This is a genomic window from Aquiflexum sp., assembly GCF_041751335.1.
In the GTDB taxonomy this organism is placed as follows: Bacteria; Bacteroidota; Bacteroidia; order Cytophagales; family Cyclobacteriaceae; genus Aquiflexum.
Genome location: NZ_JBGSXS010000332.1, coordinates 1 through 17,950, shown reverse-complemented (window position 1 = coordinate 17,950; position 17,950 = coordinate 1). Strand labels below are relative to the sequence as shown.

The 17,950-nt window shown below is 38.6% G+C and carries 17 protein-coding genes; 9 read left to right on the top strand and 8 right to left on the bottom strand.

Going from position 1 to position 17,950, the window contains the following annotated elements; all coding sequences use genetic code 11:
• Positions 1 to 10: 10 nt before the first annotated feature.
• The 7 genes from ACEW8U_RS18670 to ACEW8U_RS18640 all read left to right on the top strand — a co-directional run bounded on the left by ACEW8U_RS18670 (position 11) and on the right by ACEW8U_RS18640 (position 6,355).
• A complete protein-coding gene (locus ACEW8U_RS18670) occupies positions 11 to 823 on the top strand; it encodes a mechanosensitive ion channel family protein (RefSeq protein ID WP_373523587.1) in 813 nt (270 codons plus the stop codon).
• A 76-nt stretch (positions 824 to 899) separates the two neighbouring features.
• Positions 900 to 1,835: a hypothetical protein gene (locus ACEW8U_RS18665; RefSeq protein WP_373523573.1), complete on the top strand. Its 936-nt coding sequence runs from the start codon at positions 900 to 902 to the stop codon at positions 1,833 to 1,835.
• Positions 1,836 to 2,046: 211 nt separating this feature from the next.
• The gene (gene leuS / locus ACEW8U_RS18660; protein ID WP_373523572.1) at positions 2,047 to 4,821 is read left to right on the top strand and encodes a leucine--tRNA ligase; all 2,775 of its coding nucleotides are present in this window, start codon (positions 2,047 to 2,049) and stop codon (positions 4,819 to 4,821) included.
• Between the two features lie 62 nt (positions 4,822 to 4,883).
• Positions 4,884 to 5,201: a hypothetical protein gene (locus ACEW8U_RS18655; RefSeq protein WP_373523571.1), complete on the top strand. Its 318-nt coding sequence runs from the start codon at positions 4,884 to 4,886 to the stop codon at positions 5,199 to 5,201.
• 29 nt (positions 5,202 to 5,230) lie between these two features.
• Positions 5,231 to 5,755, top strand: a complete 525-nt coding sequence (locus ACEW8U_RS18650; RefSeq protein WP_373523570.1) for a peptidylprolyl isomerase — start codon at positions 5,231 to 5,233, stop codon at positions 5,753 to 5,755.
• A 164-nt stretch (positions 5,756 to 5,919) separates the two neighbouring features.
• Positions 5,920 to 6,120: a type II toxin-antitoxin system HicB family antitoxin gene (locus tag ACEW8U_RS18645; RefSeq protein ID WP_373523586.1), complete on the top strand. Its 201-nt coding sequence runs from the start codon at positions 5,920 to 5,922 to the stop codon at positions 6,118 to 6,120.
• A 61-nt stretch (positions 6,121 to 6,181) separates the two neighbouring features.
• Positions 6,182 to 6,355, top strand: a complete 174-nt coding sequence (locus ACEW8U_RS18640) for a type II toxin-antitoxin system HicA family toxin (RefSeq protein WP_373523585.1) — start codon at positions 6,182 to 6,184, stop codon at positions 6,353 to 6,355.
• A 1-nt stretch (position 6,356) separates the two neighbouring features.
• Here ACEW8U_RS18640 and ACEW8U_RS18635 read toward each other — a convergent pair whose 3' ends face one another.
• The 5 genes from ACEW8U_RS18635 to ACEW8U_RS18615 all read right to left on the bottom strand — a co-directional run bounded on the left by ACEW8U_RS18635 (position 6,357) and on the right by ACEW8U_RS18615 (position 10,755).
• Positions 6,357 to 7,310, bottom strand: coding sequence for an ABC transporter ATP-binding protein (locus ACEW8U_RS18635; protein WP_373523569.1), 954 nt, complete (start codon positions 7,308 to 7,310; stop codon positions 6,357 to 6,359).
• 4 nt (positions 7,311 to 7,314) lie between these two features.
• Entirely contained in the window at positions 7,315 to 7,659 is a 345-nt protein-coding gene (locus ACEW8U_RS18630; RefSeq protein ID WP_373523568.1) for an MmcQ/YjbR family DNA-binding protein, read from the bottom strand.
• Positions 7,660 to 7,711: 52 nt separating this feature from the next.
• A complete protein-coding gene (locus ACEW8U_RS18625; RefSeq protein ID WP_373523567.1) occupies positions 7,712 to 7,906 on the bottom strand; it encodes a DUF6728 family protein in 195 nt (64 codons plus the stop codon).
• Between the two features lie 153 nt (positions 7,907 to 8,059).
• Positions 8,060 to 10,045, bottom strand: a complete 1,986-nt coding sequence (gene ispG / locus ACEW8U_RS18620) for a (E)-4-hydroxy-3-methylbut-2-enyl-diphosphate synthase (RefSeq protein WP_373523566.1) — start codon at positions 10,043 to 10,045, stop codon at positions 8,060 to 8,062.
• Between the two features lie 5 nt (positions 10,046 to 10,050).
• A complete protein-coding gene (locus ACEW8U_RS18615; protein ID WP_373523565.1) occupies positions 10,051 to 10,755 on the bottom strand; it encodes an SDR family oxidoreductase in 705 nt (234 codons plus the stop codon).
• 130 nt (positions 10,756 to 10,885) lie between these two features.
• Between ACEW8U_RS18615 and ACEW8U_RS18610 the strand changes: the two genes are divergently transcribed.
• Together ACEW8U_RS18610 and ACEW8U_RS18605 are read left to right on the top strand one after the other, a co-directional pair.
• Positions 10,886 to 13,159 (top strand): helix-turn-helix domain-containing protein, encoded by a 2,274-nt coding sequence (locus ACEW8U_RS18610; RefSeq protein WP_373523564.1) that lies wholly within the window; start codon positions 10,886 to 10,888, stop codon positions 13,157 to 13,159.
• A gap of 403 nt (positions 13,160 to 13,562) precedes the next feature.
• A complete protein-coding gene (locus ACEW8U_RS18605) occupies positions 13,563 to 13,808 on the top strand; it encodes a BspA family leucine-rich repeat surface protein (RefSeq protein WP_373523563.1) in 246 nt (81 codons plus the stop codon).
• Between the two features lie 457 nt (positions 13,809 to 14,265).
• On the opposite strand, the gene ACEW8U_RS18600 is transcribed toward ACEW8U_RS18605, so the two are convergent.
• The 3 genes from ACEW8U_RS18600 to rplU form a co-directional block, all read right to left on the bottom strand.
• Entirely contained in the window at positions 14,266 to 17,334 is a 3,069-nt protein-coding gene (locus ACEW8U_RS18600) for a WD40/YVTN/BNR-like repeat-containing protein (protein ID WP_373523562.1), read from the bottom strand.
• A gap of 144 nt (positions 17,335 to 17,478) precedes the next feature.
• Positions 17,479 to 17,739, bottom strand: a complete 261-nt coding sequence (rpmA, locus tag ACEW8U_RS18595) for a 50S ribosomal protein L27 (RefSeq protein WP_373497007.1) — start codon at positions 17,737 to 17,739, stop codon at positions 17,479 to 17,481.
• 31 nt (positions 17,740 to 17,770) lie between these two features.
• Positions 17,771 to 17,950 (bottom strand): 50S ribosomal protein L21 (gene rplU / locus ACEW8U_RS18590; protein WP_373523561.1); only part of this gene is annotated, 180 nt, incomplete at its 5' end.

The following is a 17,950-nucleotide window of genomic DNA, read 5'->3' as shown; positions in this document are numbered from 1 at the left end:
ACTCTTCTCAATGGGTGAATCTAAGGTTACTTTTGGATTGATTTTCACCTTAGTTTTTTCAATCATTGCTTTATTTGTCATTTCGGAATGGATCAAAAAATTCCTTGTAAGCAAGGTACTTAAAAATTACAATATCCAACAGGGAACTAGGCAATCTGTAGGTACCATAGTCAAATACCTGCTCATCATTGCCGGAATGTTTTCCATCCTTCAGACCACTGGTATTGACCTCAGCGCCTTTGGGATTTTAGTTGGTGCTCTGGGTGTCGGTATTGGTTTTGGTCTGCAGAATATTACCAATAATTTTATCAGTGGATTGATCATTCTTTTCGAGCAACCCATCAAAGTGGGTGACAGGATTGAAGTAGAAGGAATTGCAGGAGATGTCCTTAAGATATCCGCCAGGTCCACCACAGTCCTAACCAATGACAATATCAGCGTGATTATTCCAAACTCTAAATTCATTGACGATCAGGTAATCAATTGGTCTCACAATGACCGGAGGATAAGATTCAATTTTCCTGTGGGTGTATCCTACAAAGAAAAACCTGAAAAAGTAAAGCAAATATTAATTGAAGTAGCTTTAAAACACGAAGGCATCTTGAAAGAACCCAAACCTGATGTGCTCTTTGATGAATTTGGTGATAGTAGCTTAAACTTTTTTTTGAGGGTCTGGACCTCTGAATTTGTAAATAGACCAAAGGTTCTTAAAAGTGAGCTTTATTACGAAATTTTCAGGAGATTTGAAGAAGAGGGAATAGAAATTCCTTTCCCTCAAATAGATATACATATCATTACCGGAGGTGATACATTGAAAAATTGATTTTTTTTCATTTCTTTAGGACGGATTTCTGAGTATCTCGCAAATAATCACCCCGAATACTTTAATATTAACATAAATGAAAAAGTTAATTTTCATACTTTTTGTCATTTTTCTGACTTTTGAAGGCTATTCACAAAGCTTTTATAGGTACAGATTTGACGCACCATGGTCTGTCTCTGCATCAGTAGGACCGACACAGTATTTTGGTGAGTTGTATTCACTTTGGAAATACAATGAAGGAATTCAGCCTGACTGGAATGCCAATGTCGCAATCCGAAGGACAATGGGTACCTATATAAGATTAAGAGGAGATTTTACCTATTATCAGATTTCCGGTCAGGATCCTCCGGCAGATCCCCGAAGTTTAAGACAACCCAGAAACTTACATTTTCGTGCCAGAAATTGGGAGGCGGCCGCTATCGCAGAGTTTCATATCAAGCCAGTTAAGGTTTATAATATTACCAGAAGTTTTTTTAACCTATATGGCTTTGCCGGAGTAGGTGTATCAAGTAATACCCCGAAAGCAGAACTGAATGGAAATTGGGTTGACTTAAGGCCGTTACAATTGGAAAATAATCCCTATGAGAAACATATCATTGTTTTTCCGACAGGAATAGGTATGAAATATAAACTAAATGTCTACACTGATCTTACAATAGAAATGAATTACAGGTGGACATTGACAGATTATATGGACGATATTAGTGCGTTTAACATCAAAGAATTTTATGTCGATTTGGTCAATGACTATGGGGTCAACGGTGATGGCCCTCGTCCTGATAGGTTAAGATTGGCGATAAGGAATCCTAACTTTATAAAAGAAAACGGAGAACCCGATGTTGACAGAATTCTTAACAATGGAGGAAGAATCAGAAGGGGTTCTGGATTAGATGAAAGATATGACGGTTTTCTTTCCTTCAATATCGGACTTGAAATATATTTAGCACCCGACATTTGGGATAACTGGATATTCAGAAACAGGGTCAATGAGAAAAGTTTTAGATTCTGGTAGTTTTTGAGATTTTAGATATAAGATTTTAGATTTGATTTTCTGGAATATTGAAAGTAATTAGTTTACCGACATAGGTTCAAAATAGAATTTTAAAGTTCAGTGGTCTTCGGACTTCCAGCTTCCTTCCATTTCTTAATGGATTGCCAGCCAATTCCCGCTAATTTTTCTATTTTTGCAAGCAATTCATAGAAAGCAACGCATTTATTCAATAATGGCAGATTACAATTTTCAGGAAATAGAAAAAAAATGGCAATCATACTGGGAGAAAAACCAGATTTTCAATGCCGAAGTAGACCAAGCCAAACCGAAGTTTTATTCCTTGGATATGTTTCCATATCCATCAGGTGCCGGACTGCATGTAGGGCATCCATTAGGATATATTGCCTCAGACATCATCACTAGGTTCAAAAGGTTGGAAGGATACAATGTCCTTCACCCAATGGGCTATGATTCTTTTGGATTACCTGCCGAGCAATATGCCATTCAGACAGGGCAACACCCGGCCATTACTACCGAACAAAACATCAATCGCTATACCGAGCAACTCAAAAATATTGGGTTTGCTTTTGACTGGAGCAAAGAAGTAAGGACTTCAAGCACGGATTATTACCGATGGACACAATGGATTTTCATGCAGTTGTTCAATAGCTATTATGACAAAACTGCAGATAAAGCAAAAAGCATAGATTCTTTAATTGCTGTTTTCGAAAAAGAAGGGAATGGCAACATTCAGGCTGTCTGTGATGAGGACACGTTTGTTTTCTCTTCTGATGATTGGAATTCATTTTCAGAGAAAAGGAAGCAGGAAATCCTATTGCAATTTCGACTGACATTTTTGGCAGAAACCACCGTCAATTGGTGTGCTGCATTGGGCACTGTCCTTTCCAATGATGAGGTCAAAGACGGCTTTTCAGAGCGAGGTGGACACCCTGTAGAAAGAAAGAAAATGATGCAATGGAGCATGCGGATTACAGCCTATGCGGAGAGATTGCTTCAGGGTTTGGAGGAAGTTGAATGGTCTGAACCTATTAAAGAAATGCAGCGCAATTGGATTGGAAAATCGATTGGTGCAGAAATGATTTTTCAGATCAAAGGTAACGATAAGCAGATCAAGGTATTTACGACTAGAATCGACACCATTTATGGTGTTACCTATTTGGCTTTAGCACCTGAACATGAATATGTCCAAGAACTGATCACAGAAGATCAAAGAGAAACTGCTGAAGCATATGCAGAAGTAGCTAAAAACCGCTCCGAAAGGGACCGGATGTCTGATGTGAAAACCATCTCAGGAGCATTTACAGGATCTTATGCCATCAACCCATTCAATGGGGAAGAAATACAGATATGGATCGCTGATTATGTTTTGGCAGGATATGGCACAGGGGCTGTGATGGCCGTGCCTGCCCATGATGAAAGGGACTATAATTTTGCCAGACATTTTGGTTTGGAAGTTAGGCAAGTGATTGAAGGGAGTATGGAAAATGGTTCTTTTCCAGGAAAAGGCGGAACCATCATTAATTCAGGTTTTATTTCAGATCTCGAAATGAAATATGCCATGAATAAGGCCATAGCATTTTTGGAAGAAAAGAAAATCGGTAAAGGAAAAATACAGTATCGGATGCGGGATGCCATCTTTACCAGACAAAGGTATTGGGGCGAACCACTTCCTGTCTATTTCAAGGATGGATTGCCATACTTGATGGATGAAAAAGATCTGCCATTGGTATTGCCCGAGGTGGACAAATATTTACCCACAGAAGACGGAGAGCCTCCTTTGGGAAGGGCAAAAGATTGGACTTACAGGACAGCAGACGGAGAATTCCCTTTGGAGAAAAGCACCATGCCGGGATGGGCCGGCTCAAGCTGGTATTTTTTCAGGTACATGGACCCGAAGAACACAGGAAAGTTTGTAGATCCAAAGAAGGAAAAATATTGGGGTTCAGTGGATCTCTATATTGGTGGTGCTGAACATGCCACTGGCCACCTTTTGTATTCCAGGTTTTGGACAAAATTCCTTTTTGATATTGGTGCTGTAAGTATCGAAGAACCTTTCCAAAAAATGATCAATCAAGGTATGATTCAGGGAAGGTCCAACTTTGTATATAGGGTCAAAGGCTCCAATCAATTTGTGAGTTACGGTCTTAAGGACAATTATGATACATCTGCCATGCATGTGGATGTCAACATCGTACATCATGACCAATTGAACATAGACAAATTCAAATCCTGGAGACCTGATTTGGCAAATGCCGAATTTATTTTGGAAGATGGAAAGTATATCTGTGGGGCTGAGGTTGAAAAAATGTCTAAAAGATATTACAATGTTGTTAACCCCGACGATATTGTTGAAAGATACGGTGCGGATACCCTCAGATTGTATGAAATGTTTTTGGGGCCTTTGGAGCAGTTCAAACCTTGGAATACTAACGGGATTGACGGTGTGTTCAAGTTTCTCAAAAAACTTTGGAAGCTATACCATGACAGCAATGGTCAATTTCAAGTTTCGGATGAAAAGCCAAACAAAGAAGAACTGAAAACACTTCATAAAACCATCAAAAAGACCAAAGAGGATTTGGATAATTATTCCTTCAATACCTCTGTAGCTTCATTTATGATCTGTGTCAATGAACTGACCGCACAAAAGTCAAATAAGCGTGAGGTATTGGAACCTTTGGCTATCCTCGTTTCCTCCTATGCCCCGCATATTGCTGAAGAACTATGGTCACTACTTGGCCATTCCGATTCTATCATTTATGCAACCTTCCCTGAGTTTAAAGAGGAGTTTCTGGTGGAAAACAATCACGAGTACCCTGTTTCCATTAATGGCAAAATGCGGGCAAAGTTGACTTTGCCACTTACATTGAGTAGAGAAGAGGTAGAAAAAGCTGCTTTGGAAGATGCGACTGTTCTCAAATGGACAGAAGGAAATCCTCCTAAAAAGGTGATTGTTGTACCGGGAAAGATTGTAAATATTGTCATTTAGAAATCATGCCATAACTTTATTCATGCCATGACTTTGAGTCATGGCATGAATCCACACGCTATATGAATAGATTCTTTATCTCTTTTGCAGCATTGCTATCCTCGGGGATATTTGCATATTCTTATTGGAGAGAATGGCTGGGCATAAAATATTTTCAAGAGGAAATGAAACTACAATTAGGGAATCCTCAAGCACCCTATTTCCATTCATCTGAAGATCTTTACATGAGAATATTGCTCTTTTTCGGGGTTTTGTTCGGAATCATTTTTATCGGCACACTCTATTTCACAACCAAAGGGAAGTGGGGAATAGTATTTCTATGTTTTATACTTGCGATGCTTTGTATTTTGGCTGTTATGGTCAATGGAGCAATAAAATAATCCTACCTTTACATCTTTAAAAACACCTTATGAAAATCACAAAAAACACTGTAGTAGGTCTTACTTACGAACTTAAAGTCAGCAAAGAGGAAGAAAATATCGAGTCTATTCCTTTTAGTGTAGAGGTAAGAGATCAGGAAGATCCATTCTATTTTATTTTTGGCAACAGTGGTTTACCGGAAAAATTTGAAGTTCTATTGGAAGGAAAACAACAAGGGGAAAATTTCAACTTTATCATCCTTGCAGAAGATGCTTATGGTGAAGCGGATGACGAGCTGATAATGGCCTTGCCAAAAAATCAATTTGAAGCTGAAAACGGATTTGAACCGGGCATGTTGGAAGAAGGGAATTTCCTGCCATTGGTAGATGAAAACGGATATCCCATGCAGGCCAAAGTGATGAAGGATTTGGGCGAAGAGATTTTATTAGATTTCAACCATCCTTTGGTAGGCTTTGATTTACATTTTGATGGGGAAGTCGTTGAGGTAAGAGTAGCTACTGAGGAAGAACTCGGCCATGGTCATGTTCATGGAGAACATGGGCATCAGCATTAATTATTAAAAATGATTACCAAGGTTCATAACTTTGGTAATAGTTCTCACGCCATTAATGTTTTGCAAAAGTTTGGGGCTAAAAATCTTTGTGAATTCTTAAATTAAATAACTTAATTTTCATTTGAAATTATATCGCTATGAAATCATACCAATTCACAGCATAAATAGAAAAAGACAAAGAGTCAAATTTATATATAGGAGTAGTTCCAAATCTACCAGGAGCACACACGCAGGCAAGAACTCTTGATGAACTGCATGTAAATCTAAAAGAAGTCATTGAACTGTGTTTGGAGGAAATGATAACCAAAGAAATTGAAGACTTACCGGAATTTATTGGAGTGCAGCATTTTTCAGTTTCTTTATGAGTAAGCTTCCTATCATTGATGCTTTGACTTTTGAAAAAATTCTAACTTCACTTGGCTTCAAATAATAAGACAAAAGGGAAGCCATGTTTTTTACCGCCATTCTGATGGCAAGTATACCACATTACCGCATCACAAAGGCACTGACATTTCAAGGCCGCTTATCCGTAGCATACTTAAACAGATTAACATCAATCCTGAGGATTTTATCGAAATTTTGAAGAATAAAAAAATGTAACTTAGAAATTGATTTCTTTTTCTTCCTCCCATTTCAAAAACAATTTTTCACCAACATCAAATGTCCTTTTTTTATCTTCAACTTTCCACAACGTACCATCAGAGAGTTTTACGGACAGTTCATTGTAATGCACAAGATATTTTTTTTCTGTGATTTTGGCAGACATCCCGCTAGATTTGAATAATCGGATATCAGAAGGACGGATATATGTTTTTGATTTACCGGAAATGGGATTCAGATGACTGAAAAGTTTTGCAGCATATAAGTTTTTAGGCTTGGAAAAAATCTCTTCAGGATGTCCCTGCTGAATGATTTTACCCTTTTGCAAGATCACCAAATCATCGGTCATCTGAAGGGCATCATCAAGGTCGTGTGTGACAAATACAACTGTGACACCCAATTTCTCAAACATAGTTTTCAGTTCACTGATAAGTTCTCTTCGCTGAATCTGATCCAAACTTGAGAATGGCTCATCCAAAAGCAATACTTGGGGTTCATTACTTAGTGCCTTTCCGATAGCCACCTTTTGCTGTTGTCCACCGGAAAGCTGCTTGGGTAATTTATCTTTGAAGTCTGTCAGGCCAAGTAATTCGAGCAAAGTTGCAACCCGTTTTTTTCTGTAGGTTTTTTCATATAAAAATAGGGGTCTATCAATATTGTTTTCGACAGTTGAATTAGGAAAAAGCTTGTAATCCTGAGATACAAGTTGGATTTCATCATAGCCGGGAATCAGCTTTTCCTTTGGATTTTGGATACGCTCAGCTTCCAAATAGATTTCCCCCGAATCCCTATTTTCCGTTCCTGCAATAATTCTCAACAAAGTACTTTTCCCGGAACCACTCTCCCCTACTAAGGAAATAACTTTACCTTTAGAGATATCCATAGAAAAATTATTCAGCACCACTTTTCCATTTTGGTAACTTTTTTTGATGGAATCAATTTTAAGATAGCTCATACAGTTAAAATGACTCCCTCTTATTCTTAGGTAAACTCTTAAAAATCAAATCATAAGAATGGTCAACCAATTCCAATATGATTTTATCCTGTACCGAACCGTCAAAAGACACCGTGTTCCAATGCTTCTTATTCATATGGTATCCGGGAACAATTCCTGTAAATTCCTCTCTTAGCTCAACAGCCCTTTCTGGATCACATTTTAAATTCACACTTTCAAAAAGCTCAATATCAATAATGGCGAATATCTTATCTACGACTTTAAAGCAAAGGGTGTTAGCATCAAAAGGGGTATCCTCTGAAGTTCCCGGCTTTGAAAGACAATATTCTCTGAAAAATGTAATGTTCATTTTTTAATTTCAATAATGATGCAAGATACAATCCTCGCAACATATCTGAAAATCAAGCGATAACCCGCTTGACTATCCAAAAGAGTATCGCACCCAAAAATATCAAAATGGATATCTTATTGATGCCATGCATCATTCTTATATTGATATTGGATGGTCTGCTTGGATCAGGTTTACCAAAAACCCTGAAAAAATAATTCCCTACTTCACCAAGCTTAAAAAACTCTTTGATTTTGTTATTGGCCATGATTATAATTAGTAATTGGTTAATTTGTTCTTGGTTAATACGTGCTGGGATTTGGTTACTCGTGAATTAAAGTGGTTAGTTTTTAAAGCGATTGAATTTTAGCTTTTGAATCTTAGTTCTTGTGTCTTAAGTCTTGTTTCTTAAGTCTTTCACTTAATCCTTTTCCTCAGGTTCGATCCACACACCATCTTTTCTTATAATTTCTATTAATTCATCTACCGCTCGTTCTGAGGGTACAGATTTTTTTACAACTTCTTTTCCCCTGTACAAAGTGATTTTCCCTTTACCTGAACCCACATATCCAAAATCTGCATCTGCCATTTCACCGGGACCATTCACAATACAGCCCATAATTCCGATTTTAACACCCTTAAGATGGTCTGTTCTTTTTCTTATCATGGCAGTGGTTTCCTGTAAGTCAAAAAGGGTTCTCCCGCAGGATGGGCAGGAAATATATTCCGTTTTTGACATTCTTGTCCTTGCTGCCTGAAGCACCCCAAAAGAGATAGCGTTATGCAATTTGATCTGTTCAAAGGTTGAATTTCTCTCTCCCGCACTGTAGCTTTCAAGCCCTAACATAATACCCTCTCCTAGCCCATCAACCAATAAACCACCAACATCAGTGGCAGCATATAACATGATTTTATCCTGATCCAGAATAGGATAACTTATCTTAATAACAACAGGAATCATACTATGTTTTTCCAATAGGGTGATAAATGCTCGTCTAAGAGCAGCCATTTGATGACTGTTTGAACTACTGAGAATGATAACAATATCTTTTCTGTTTTCTATCCATTTCAAAGACTCTTCTACTTCCAAATCAGAAAGCATCAGAAAATTTAAACCATAATGGAAAGCATCAGCAGATTTGAATTCATCCAATGTAAACGCAGGAAACTTATTGATTTGATCAGATTCATTTGTCCAACATGAATAGTTCTGAACTTCCTTCATCCCATTTGGAAGCATAAATGGTATCGGATTGGAGCCGGAAAAGACATAATCTGCACCTTGATCATTCATTTTCCATTTATCAAGTTCCGGTAAATAGAAATGGCCAACATGCCTCATTTCTTTAGGGGAAATGTTGTCTATGTTAGAAATATCCGCAATCACCCTGGGGACATTTCCACCTCCAAAATTGAATACTTCGATGGTATCCCTTTTATTATATTCAAAAGGTGTAATTGGATAGTGATGTATTTCCCCAATACTTTGGTGCCCGGGTCTTTCCAAATACCTATCTACCAAGCTTTGGGCAACAGGTGATTCAAATTCAGGATCTTCTGTCAAGGATACCCTTACAGTGTCCCCAAGTCCATCTTCCAATAATGTCCCTATCCCCACAGCGGACTTGATTCTTCCATCTTCACCATCACCCGCTTCTGTCACACCTAAGTGAAGTGGATAAGGCTTAAATCCACCCTCATCCAATTTTTGGACAAGCAGTCGATAGGCCTGCACCATTACCTGTGTGTTGGATGACTTCATAGAAATGACGATATCATGGTAATTTTCATCTTCGCAAATCCTAAGAAATTCCAAGGCAGATTCCACCATTCCAAGTGGAGTATCCCCATATCGGCTCATGATCCTGTCCGAAAGGGATCCATGATTGGTACCAATACGCATCGCAGTTCCATGTACTTTGCAGATTTTGACCAAGGGAAGAAAACGCTCTTTGATTCTTTCTAATTCTTCCTGATAGCTTTCATCAGTATATTCTATGACTTCAAATTTCTTTTTGTCTGCGTAATTGCCTGGATTGATTCTTACTTTTTCGACAATTTTGGCTGCAATTTCAGCAGCATTTGGTGTAAAATGGATATCCGCCACCAATGGAGTATTATACCCCAATTTCCGCAGTTCATTTTTAATCTTTTGGAGATTTCCCGCCTCCTTCATGCTAGGTGCAGTAATTCTGATCAATTGGCAACCGCTTTCAATCATTCTGATACACTGTTCTACAGAACCTTTGGTATCCATTGTATCTACTGTGGTCATAGATTGGACCACAATAGGATTATCCCCACCGATGACCACATCTCCTACTTTGACGGGAATGGTCTTTCTTCTTGAATAATGTGTAAGGCTGTTACAGTACCTTATTTTTTCCAATAATGCTTTGGTTTCCATACTGATTATAAATCTCCTAATTGAGGCCTGATAACTATTTCTTCAACAACAGAAAAGGGGGAAAGGTTGTATGCACCCCAAACGGCTTCTGCCACATCCTCGGACTTCATAAATCTTTCAACAGGAAGATCAACCCCCTCCCAACTTGCTGTATATGTTGCCCCAGGTAAAATTGAAGTCACTTTTATATTGTAATCTTTTAGCTCTTGCCTAAGGCATTTGGTAAATCCTAACATGGCCCATTTTGATATTGCGTAGCTGCCACCGTTGGCATAGGCAGTTAGTCCTGCAATGGATCCAATTGAGAAAATATACCCTGATTTTCTTTCGATCAGCTCCGGTGTAAATGCCCTGGTAAGATAATAAGCGGAAAACATATTGGTCTTCATCATCAATTCAAAATTGCCTTCTGGTTCTGAATGAATTGAACCCGGAAAGAAAACCCCTGCATTATTAACGATCACATCAGGGGTAGAAATTTCTTTGACTTCATCTGAAAATGCTTCAATTTCTTCTTTTACAGACATATCCACTTTTTTAATAAAAATCTTTTGCTCCGGATATTTGGAAACAAAATCCTTCTTCAATCCCTTCAAATCCTTCAGATTCCTGGCACAGGTAAAAACATCAAATCCCTCCAATGCAAATCTTTCGATAATTGCTCTTCCAATACCTTTTGTCCCACCGGTGACCAAAATACTTTTTGACATATTAATTCGTGTTTTAATAATTAGTATGACAACTATCTACAGTCGACAAAGTTACATTATTTTAAAAACTTTGCGAACATAAACGTTTAATCCAAGTAGCGCTTTTGATTTTTATATTAATTTTAACTTTATGGAAACACAAACTACCGACAGGCTTGAGCTGGCGGCACATTTTGTCAACAGCACCAACAGCCCAATCTTTTTGACCGGAAAAGCAGGAACAGGCAAAACAACTTTTTTGCGGAACCTTACTGAAATTACGCACAAAACCTATGTCATTGTAGCCCCCACCGGTATCGCTGCACTTCATGCAAAAGGAGTTACCATCCATTCTCAATTCTTGCTGCCAATGGGATCATTTCTACCTACTAGAGAACCAGAGGGGGATTTTACCAACAGTGGAAACTTCTTTACACAATTTAGTTTAGGAAGAAGGCATACTTTAAATATGGCCAGAAAAAAAGTCCTAAGGTCAATTGAACTGCTCATCATTGATGAGGTCAGTATGTTGCGCGCTGATATTTTGGATGCCATTGATTACAGGATGAAAAGTATCAAGCGAAATTTTGAAGAGCCATTTGGTGGCATTCAGGTTTTGATGATCGGGGATTTATTTCAATTGCCCCCAATAGTTAAGGATCATGAATGGCAAATTCTGAGTAAATTCTATAATAGTATGCATTTTTTTGAAGCCAAAGCACTCAAGCAATCAGGTATGATTTATCTCGAGCTGGATAAAATATTCAGGCAAAAAGATGAGCTATTCATCCGGATTCTGAATAACCTAAGGGACAATGAGGTCACTCAGGAGGACATTTCAATCCTCAACAAGCATTTTAAAACTCCTGAGGAAATCAAAAACCTTAAAGATACCATCATTATCACAACTCATAATTATAAGGCAGAAGAACATAACCAAAAAGAACTGGCAGCATTGAAAAGCAAATCCCATTTTTTTGAGGCAATCATTGAAAATGATTTTCCGGAGAGTTTATTCCCCATCCCAAAAACACTGGAAATTAAAGAGGGTGCCCAGATCATGTTTATTAAAAATGACACAAGTGGATATGCCGATTTTTTCAATGGGAAAATGGCAACTGTTAAATCCATTGATGATGGAAAAATCAAGGTAGTCATGTCAGATTCAAAAGTTGAATTTACATTGACTAAAGAATTATGGGAAAATAAAAAATACATTGTGAATGAAAATACGAAGGAATTAGAGGAGGAAGTCATAGGCACTTTTGAGCATTTCCCAGTCAAATTGGCATGGTCAGTCACAGTTCACAAAAGTCAGGGATTAACTTTTGATAGGGCCATCATTGATGTTGGTCAAGCCTTCGCCCCCGGACAGGTCTATGTTGCATTAAGCAGGTTGAGAGGGCTAGATGGATTGACATTAAGGACAAGGATCCGGACCCATACCATTAGCTCAGACCATAGTGTAATTTCATTTACCCAAAGTACAAATCAACAAGCACCATTGCATGAATTATTGGGATTACACCAATTTAAGTACATTGCAAAACTACTGGAATCAACTTTTGATTTTAGTGAGCTGATCCAAAGCATTGAGGTTTTCAGAAAGGAAACTGAAAGCAGTCTGGAATTTGAAGATCAGGAAATGAAAGACGCAATGCCTTGCATTTATGAAAGTATCATTCAAGAGAGTCCGAATACTTTTAAGTTTCAAAAACAATTGGTGGCTTTACTCCATAAGAAGGATGAGCTCAAATTGATGGAGAGGTTAGAAAAAGGAAGTAATTATTATGCGGATTTGCTGAAGGATTGTTTGAAAAAAATGTTAATCCATGAAGCAGAAGTTGAAAGATTTTCCAAAACCAAGAAATATTTGGAAGGGTTATCTGAATTGGAAATCATTCTGCTCAAGAAATTAGGAGACATTCAAAAAGTTACTTATTTGATACCTGCAATATTAAATGGTGAAGAAATCGGGAAAATGACTGATGTCAATCATAATTTAGTTCAGCTTAGGATTCAAATGTATCAAGAGGCTAAAAATGCAGCAAAAGAGAACCCTAAGTTTTCAAGTACCAAAACTGGTCGAAAGAAAAAAGAAGAAGGGTCTCTGAAAATAAAATTAGAAAAAGGAGAAACCTACGAAATCACCTTTGAATTAAGCAGATCTGGTAAATCCATCATGGAGATCGTAGAAGCAAGGGGTTTAGCGGAATCCACAATAAAAGGACATTTGGCAAAAGGAATAGCAGCAGGCAAAGTTTCCATTCATAATCATATAAGCGATGAAGAAATAAACAAAATAAGCAGCCTGATTGAATCTGAAAATGGAGAACTTGGGACTTTACGGCAAAAGTATCCGGACTTATATGATTATGGAACTTTAAGGATGGTGGCTGCACATATAGGCCAAAAACAGGTGTGATTTTGTTTTAGAATTCTATTTTAAAACAACCCAATTCATTCAAATAACAAATTTTTCAAAGCCCTTTATTGAGCGTATTATTTACTTCATTAGGTTATTGTATAAATTTTCAAAAATTTATTTCTAAGATCTACAAACTGAAATCTAAAATCTAAAATTGTTTTACCCGGATTATGCATTAGAATAATTGAAAGGAAGGCTTAGATTCTGAATTTGGGAGAAGATTCCATCCATCGACGGTCTTTTTTTGACAGGTAATGAGATTTTCAAGACCTGTTTATTGGCATGATTGACCTTCCATGACCCTAATGCAAAGCAATAGGATTTGAGTGTTTTTAAGGTTGCCCTGTTTTGGTGGTTGAGTGCAAAATGCCTGAATAGGCTCAAGAGATTATAGGCGACCATGATGAAACTAAATGAACCTTCGGAAGTGGTGTTGTGGGATCCGGATTTTAGAAGTTTTAACCAACCAATTGACAATTGGGAAGTCAGCCAAATAACCAATATGGATAGGATGTTTAATAACAATACAGATTTTAACCAGGACCTGTCAAAATGGTGTGTGGCAAAAATCCCGACTATTCCAAAGGAATTTACCAATTCAGCTTGGACCTTGGCAAAACCTGTTTGGGGAACTTGTCCTGATTAGCTTTAGATGAGCGTAGAATAAGCGTATGAAAGGGCGGAATTCGTAATTCCGCCCTTTTTATTTTTTTGAAATTGCAATTCCTATCTCCAAACATTCAACCCTGCATTTGCCGGAAGGCAGGCCCATTTGGGGTTGGAACCCTTGTCTCGTAATCATTCCAAATCTCACTGTTGCACCGGGGATCCGCCACCGCGGACAGGCATTCAATGGTTGGACCACTCTCTGGTATATATTCCTATTCTTTTTGATTAAAGATCACATACTAGGTCAAACTTCTATGTACAAGTCGGAAAAAAATAACCCCAGCCCGATCCAGACTGAGGTTTTTTCTTATTTCGGTAATCTGGCTTATCCATTTTGCCTTTTTTGCCAATAACCATTTAAAACTCGGATGAAGTGCAAGAGTACTGCTATGGTCCGTGGACTATCGACTAGGAACTATCCTGAAAACAGCACCTCACTTCTTCTCCAACTCAGCTTTCATCTCCTCAATATTCAAGATGTTTGAAATCTGGGATTTTTCGATTTCCCTGAATTTTGAAAGCTGAATATCAATTTGTCTGGTTATTTCAACCCTTACTTCCTCGGCCCCATCTGTTGGTTTAAATTCGCCAGTTCCTACAATCGAATTCAAGTGGGCGAGCTTATTGTTTAATCGGATTGGATAATTCAATGGATCCTGCCCGCTCTTGTTTTGGGTTTGGTACAGTTCCTTTTCAATGTCTGAAATGGTTTTTATAATAGGGTCAATCCTTCTTTTTTGTCGTGGATTTTTTTGAACAATGGTATCGAGTTCAGCCCTATATTTCCGGATCAGAATAATGGTCTCATGGGTTTCGGTCAATTTATCCCTGACTTTAAGCAGAAAATCATACTGTGCATTTAGGTCTTCCTGAGTGGATGGATATCTCAAATCAGGCAATACTTTAAAACTCTGATCCTGTGATTGTCCATCCACAATCAACCTAACCATATAATCTCCTGGTAGTACTTTTGGTCCTCTCAATGGTCCTGACCACATGATCATTCCTTCGAATCCTTTGGCATCAGGAATCCTTAAATTCCAATTGAATTCGTTTGATCCTGTTTTGTATTTCAAGGTATCATTTTCTATTCCCATTGAAGAAAATTCCTTGATTAGCTTTCTTCCATTATCGTAGAATTCTAATCTAACTTCATCTTTTGGTTCCTCTTTCAAATGATAATACACCAAAACCCCACCGGGTCTGTTGGTTCCGGCAGTCTTGGATTCTTTTCTAACACCGTCCAATTTGTAGGAGTCTTGAGGTTTGAAAAGATGAAATGGTTTATTCTCAATGTTTTCTGACAATTGATGAATCACAGTAAGGTCATCTATAATCCAGAAACTTCTTCCTTGGGTAGCCGCAATCAGGTTGTTTTCCTTTATGGTCAGATCAGTGATCGGAACTATCGGAAGGTTCAACTGGAATGGCTGCCAAGATGCCCCATCATTGAAGGAAATGTACATGCCTGTTTCTGTACCGGCATATAAAATTCCTTTTTTGGCCGGATCTGCACGAACAACTCTGGTAAAATGCTGTTCATCTATTCCATTGACGATCTTTGTCCAGGATTTCCCATAATCAGTTGTTTTGTACAAATAAGGAGCAAAGTCTCCGTTCTTGTAGGAAGTCGCAGCTAAATATAATCCTCCTTCTTCAAAAGGATGACCTTCCATACTGTTGATCTGAATCCATTCCGGAAGATCTTGTGGAGTGACGTTTTGCCAAGTCTTTCCATTATCAACAGAAACATGAACCAATCCATCATCTGATCCGGCCCAAAGCACACCTTTCTTTAATGGAGATTCGGTAGCAGTGAAAATGGTACTGTAATATTCTACTGATGTATTGTCCTTTGTAATCGGTCCTCCAGAAGGCCCCAATTTTTCTTTGGCATTTCTGGTCAGATCAGGACTGAAGGTCTCCCAAGTTTGTCCCCCGTTTGTTGACCGATGGAATTGGTTGGATGTGGTATACAATACCTTTGGATCATGGGGAGAAAAGAAGATAGGGAAATTCCACTGAAAACGGTACTTCATCCCTTCTGCACCATGTCCCATTGGGTTGTCCGGGTAAACGTTCACATTCCTTCTCGCTCCTGTTCTATGGTTGAGCATTTGTAGCAATCCACCATAGTTCCCACCATAGACTACATCATTATCTGTAGGATCTACAGCCAACCAACCACTTTCACTGCCTGCACTTACTTCCCAATCGTTCTCTGTAATTCCAGCACCTTCATTCCTGTGGTTGATACGCATCGTAGAATTGTCCTGCTGTGCACCATAGATTCTGTAAGGGAAATGGTTATCAGTTGTTACCCTGTAAAATTGAGAAGTGGGTTGGTTCATGTAAGTAGACCAAGATTCACCTCCATCAAAGGAAACCTGCGCTCCACCATCATCGGCGATGATCATTCTCTGATTGTCCTTAGGGTCAATCCAAAGATCATGGTGGTCGCCGTGAGGCGCATTGGATCCTTTAAAAGTTTTTCCACCATCAGTTGATTTGTGATAACTTACATTCAATACATAAACTGTACTGTCGCTTTGGGTGTCAGCATAAAGTCTGGTATAATACCATGCACGTTGTCTCAGGTTTCTGTCCTCGTTTGTTTTTTCCCAAGTTTCTCCCCCATCATCTGATCTGAAAACACCACCATTAAGGTTTTCGATAATTGCCCAAAGTCTGTTGGAATTCAATGGGGAAACAGTAATACCCATGATGCCTAAAGTTCCTTCTGGCAAGCCTTTATTTCGGGAGATTTCATTCCAAGTTTCCCCGCCATCTGTACTTTTGAACATTTTAGAATTTGCTCCACCGCTTTCCAGGCTGTATGGCGTCCTTTTGATATCCCAAGTAGTTGCATAAAGGAAATTGGCATTGTTTGGATCGAGAATCAGGTCAACAGCTCCAGCTACCTGACTGGCGAAAAGCTTCCTGTCCCAGGTTTTTCCTCCATCTGTTGATTTGTACACTCCGCGCATTTCCGTGGGTTTGAATATGTCGCCCAAAATCGCAGCATATACAATGTCAGGATTGGTTGGGTGAATTCTAATCCTTGAAATAAAGCGGGATTCCTCCATACCTAGGTGTTCCCAGGTTTTTCCAGCATCTGTACTTTTCCACATCCCATATCCATAAGAAACATTTCCCCGGACGGTCTTTTCCCCGCCGCCCACAAAAATGATATTGGGATCAGAATCAGCTACAGTAACCGCCCCGATGGATCCACCGAAAAATCCATCTGAAATATTTCCCCATGTTTTTCCTCCATCAGTGGTTTTCCAAACCCCGCCTCCTGTAGCTCCGAAATAAAATGTATTCTTTTCTGATGCTACACCTGCGACGGCAGCGGCCCTTCCACCTCTGTGGGGACCGACCATGCGCCATTGCACCGCATCATATATTTTTTCATTGTAAGTCTGAGACCACCCTTCCTTTTGAGATCCAAAGGTTAAGAGTAAGCCAAAAACCAAAATCAAGCGTATTGTATTTTTCATAGCATGAAGTTTAGATTAGCGTAGGCAAAAGTTAAGGGTATTACCTCTGAATAAATTGAAAAAAGTGACCATTGGAGTTTATTTGGTCTAAAGCAAAAAAGGCCTTCCGAAATCGGAAGGCCTTTCAATATTGGTAATGATATTTTATGCTTGAGCAGGTACTATGCTTACATAGGACTTGCCGTCATATCTCTTTCTGAATTCAACCTTGCCATCGGACAATGCGAATAAAGTATGGTCCTTTCCAAGACCTACATTTTCACCTGGATGATGTTTGGTTCCTCTTTGTCTAACGATGATGTTTCCGGCAATTACTGCCTCTCCACCAAATTTTTTAACACCCAATCTTTTGCTATGGGATTCTCTTCCGTTTCTGGAACTACCGACACCTTTCTTGTGAGCCATAATTTTATACGTTTAGGATTTCGGAGAAATCTTATAGGGTAATACTTTCGATTAATACTTTTGTAAAGTCCTGTCTGTGACCGTTTTTCTTTTTGTAACCTTTCCTTCTTTTCTTTTTGAAGACGATTACTTTGTCACCCTTTACATGATCAAGAATTTTTCCTGATACCATGGCACCTGAGATGGTTGGTGCCCCTATTGATACTGTACC

Bases quoted from the DNA above. Each gene is read 5' to 3' on its own strand.
- ispG (WP_373523566.1), bottom strand. From the start codon at position 10,045: ATGGAAACCAAAGCATTATTGGAAAAAATAAGGTACTGTAACAGCCTT.
- ACEW8U_RS18650 (WP_373523570.1), top strand. From the start codon at position 5,231: ATGAAAATCACAAAAAACACTGTAGTAGGTCTTACTTACGAACTTAAA.
- ACEW8U_RS18655 (WP_373523571.1), top strand. From the start codon at position 4,884: ATGAATAGATTCTTTATCTCTTTTGCAGCATTGCTATCCTCGGGGATA.
- rpmA (WP_373497007.1), bottom strand. From the start codon at position 17,739: ATGGCTCACAAGAAAGGTGTCGGTAGTTCCAGAAACGGAAGAGAATCC.
- ACEW8U_RS18610 (WP_373523564.1), top strand. From the start codon at position 10,886: ATGGAAACACAAACTACCGACAGGCTTGAGCTGGCGGCACATTTTGTC.
- ACEW8U_RS18665 (WP_373523573.1), top strand. From the start codon at position 900: ATGAAAAAGTTAATTTTCATACTTTTTGTCATTTTTCTGACTTTTGAA.
- ACEW8U_RS18630 (WP_373523568.1), bottom strand. From the start codon at position 7,659: ATGAACATTACATTTTTCAGAGAATATTGTCTTTCAAAGCCGGGAACT.
- ACEW8U_RS18635 (WP_373523569.1), bottom strand. From the start codon at position 7,310: ATGAGCTATCTTAAAATTGATTCCATCAAAAAAAGTTACCAAAATGGA.
- leuS (WP_373523572.1), top strand. From the start codon at position 2,047: ATGGCAGATTACAATTTTCAGGAAATAGAAAAAAAATGGCAATCATAC.
- ACEW8U_RS18670 (WP_373523587.1), top strand. From the start codon at position 11: ATGGGTGAATCTAAGGTTACTTTTGGATTGATTTTCACCTTAGTTTTT.
- ACEW8U_RS18625 (WP_373523567.1), bottom strand. From the start codon at position 7,906: ATGGCCAATAACAAAATCAAAGAGTTTTTTAAGCTTGGTGAAGTAGGG.
- ACEW8U_RS18615 (WP_373523565.1), bottom strand. From the start codon at position 10,755: ATGTCAAAAAGTATTTTGGTCACCGGTGGGACAAAAGGTATTGGAAGA.
- ACEW8U_RS18605 (WP_373523563.1), top strand. From the start codon at position 13,563: ATGATGAAACTAAATGAACCTTCGGAAGTGGTGTTGTGGGATCCGGAT.
- ACEW8U_RS18600 (WP_373523562.1), bottom strand. From the start codon at position 17,334: ATGAAAAATACAATACGCTTGATTTTGGTTTTTGGCTTACTCTTAACC.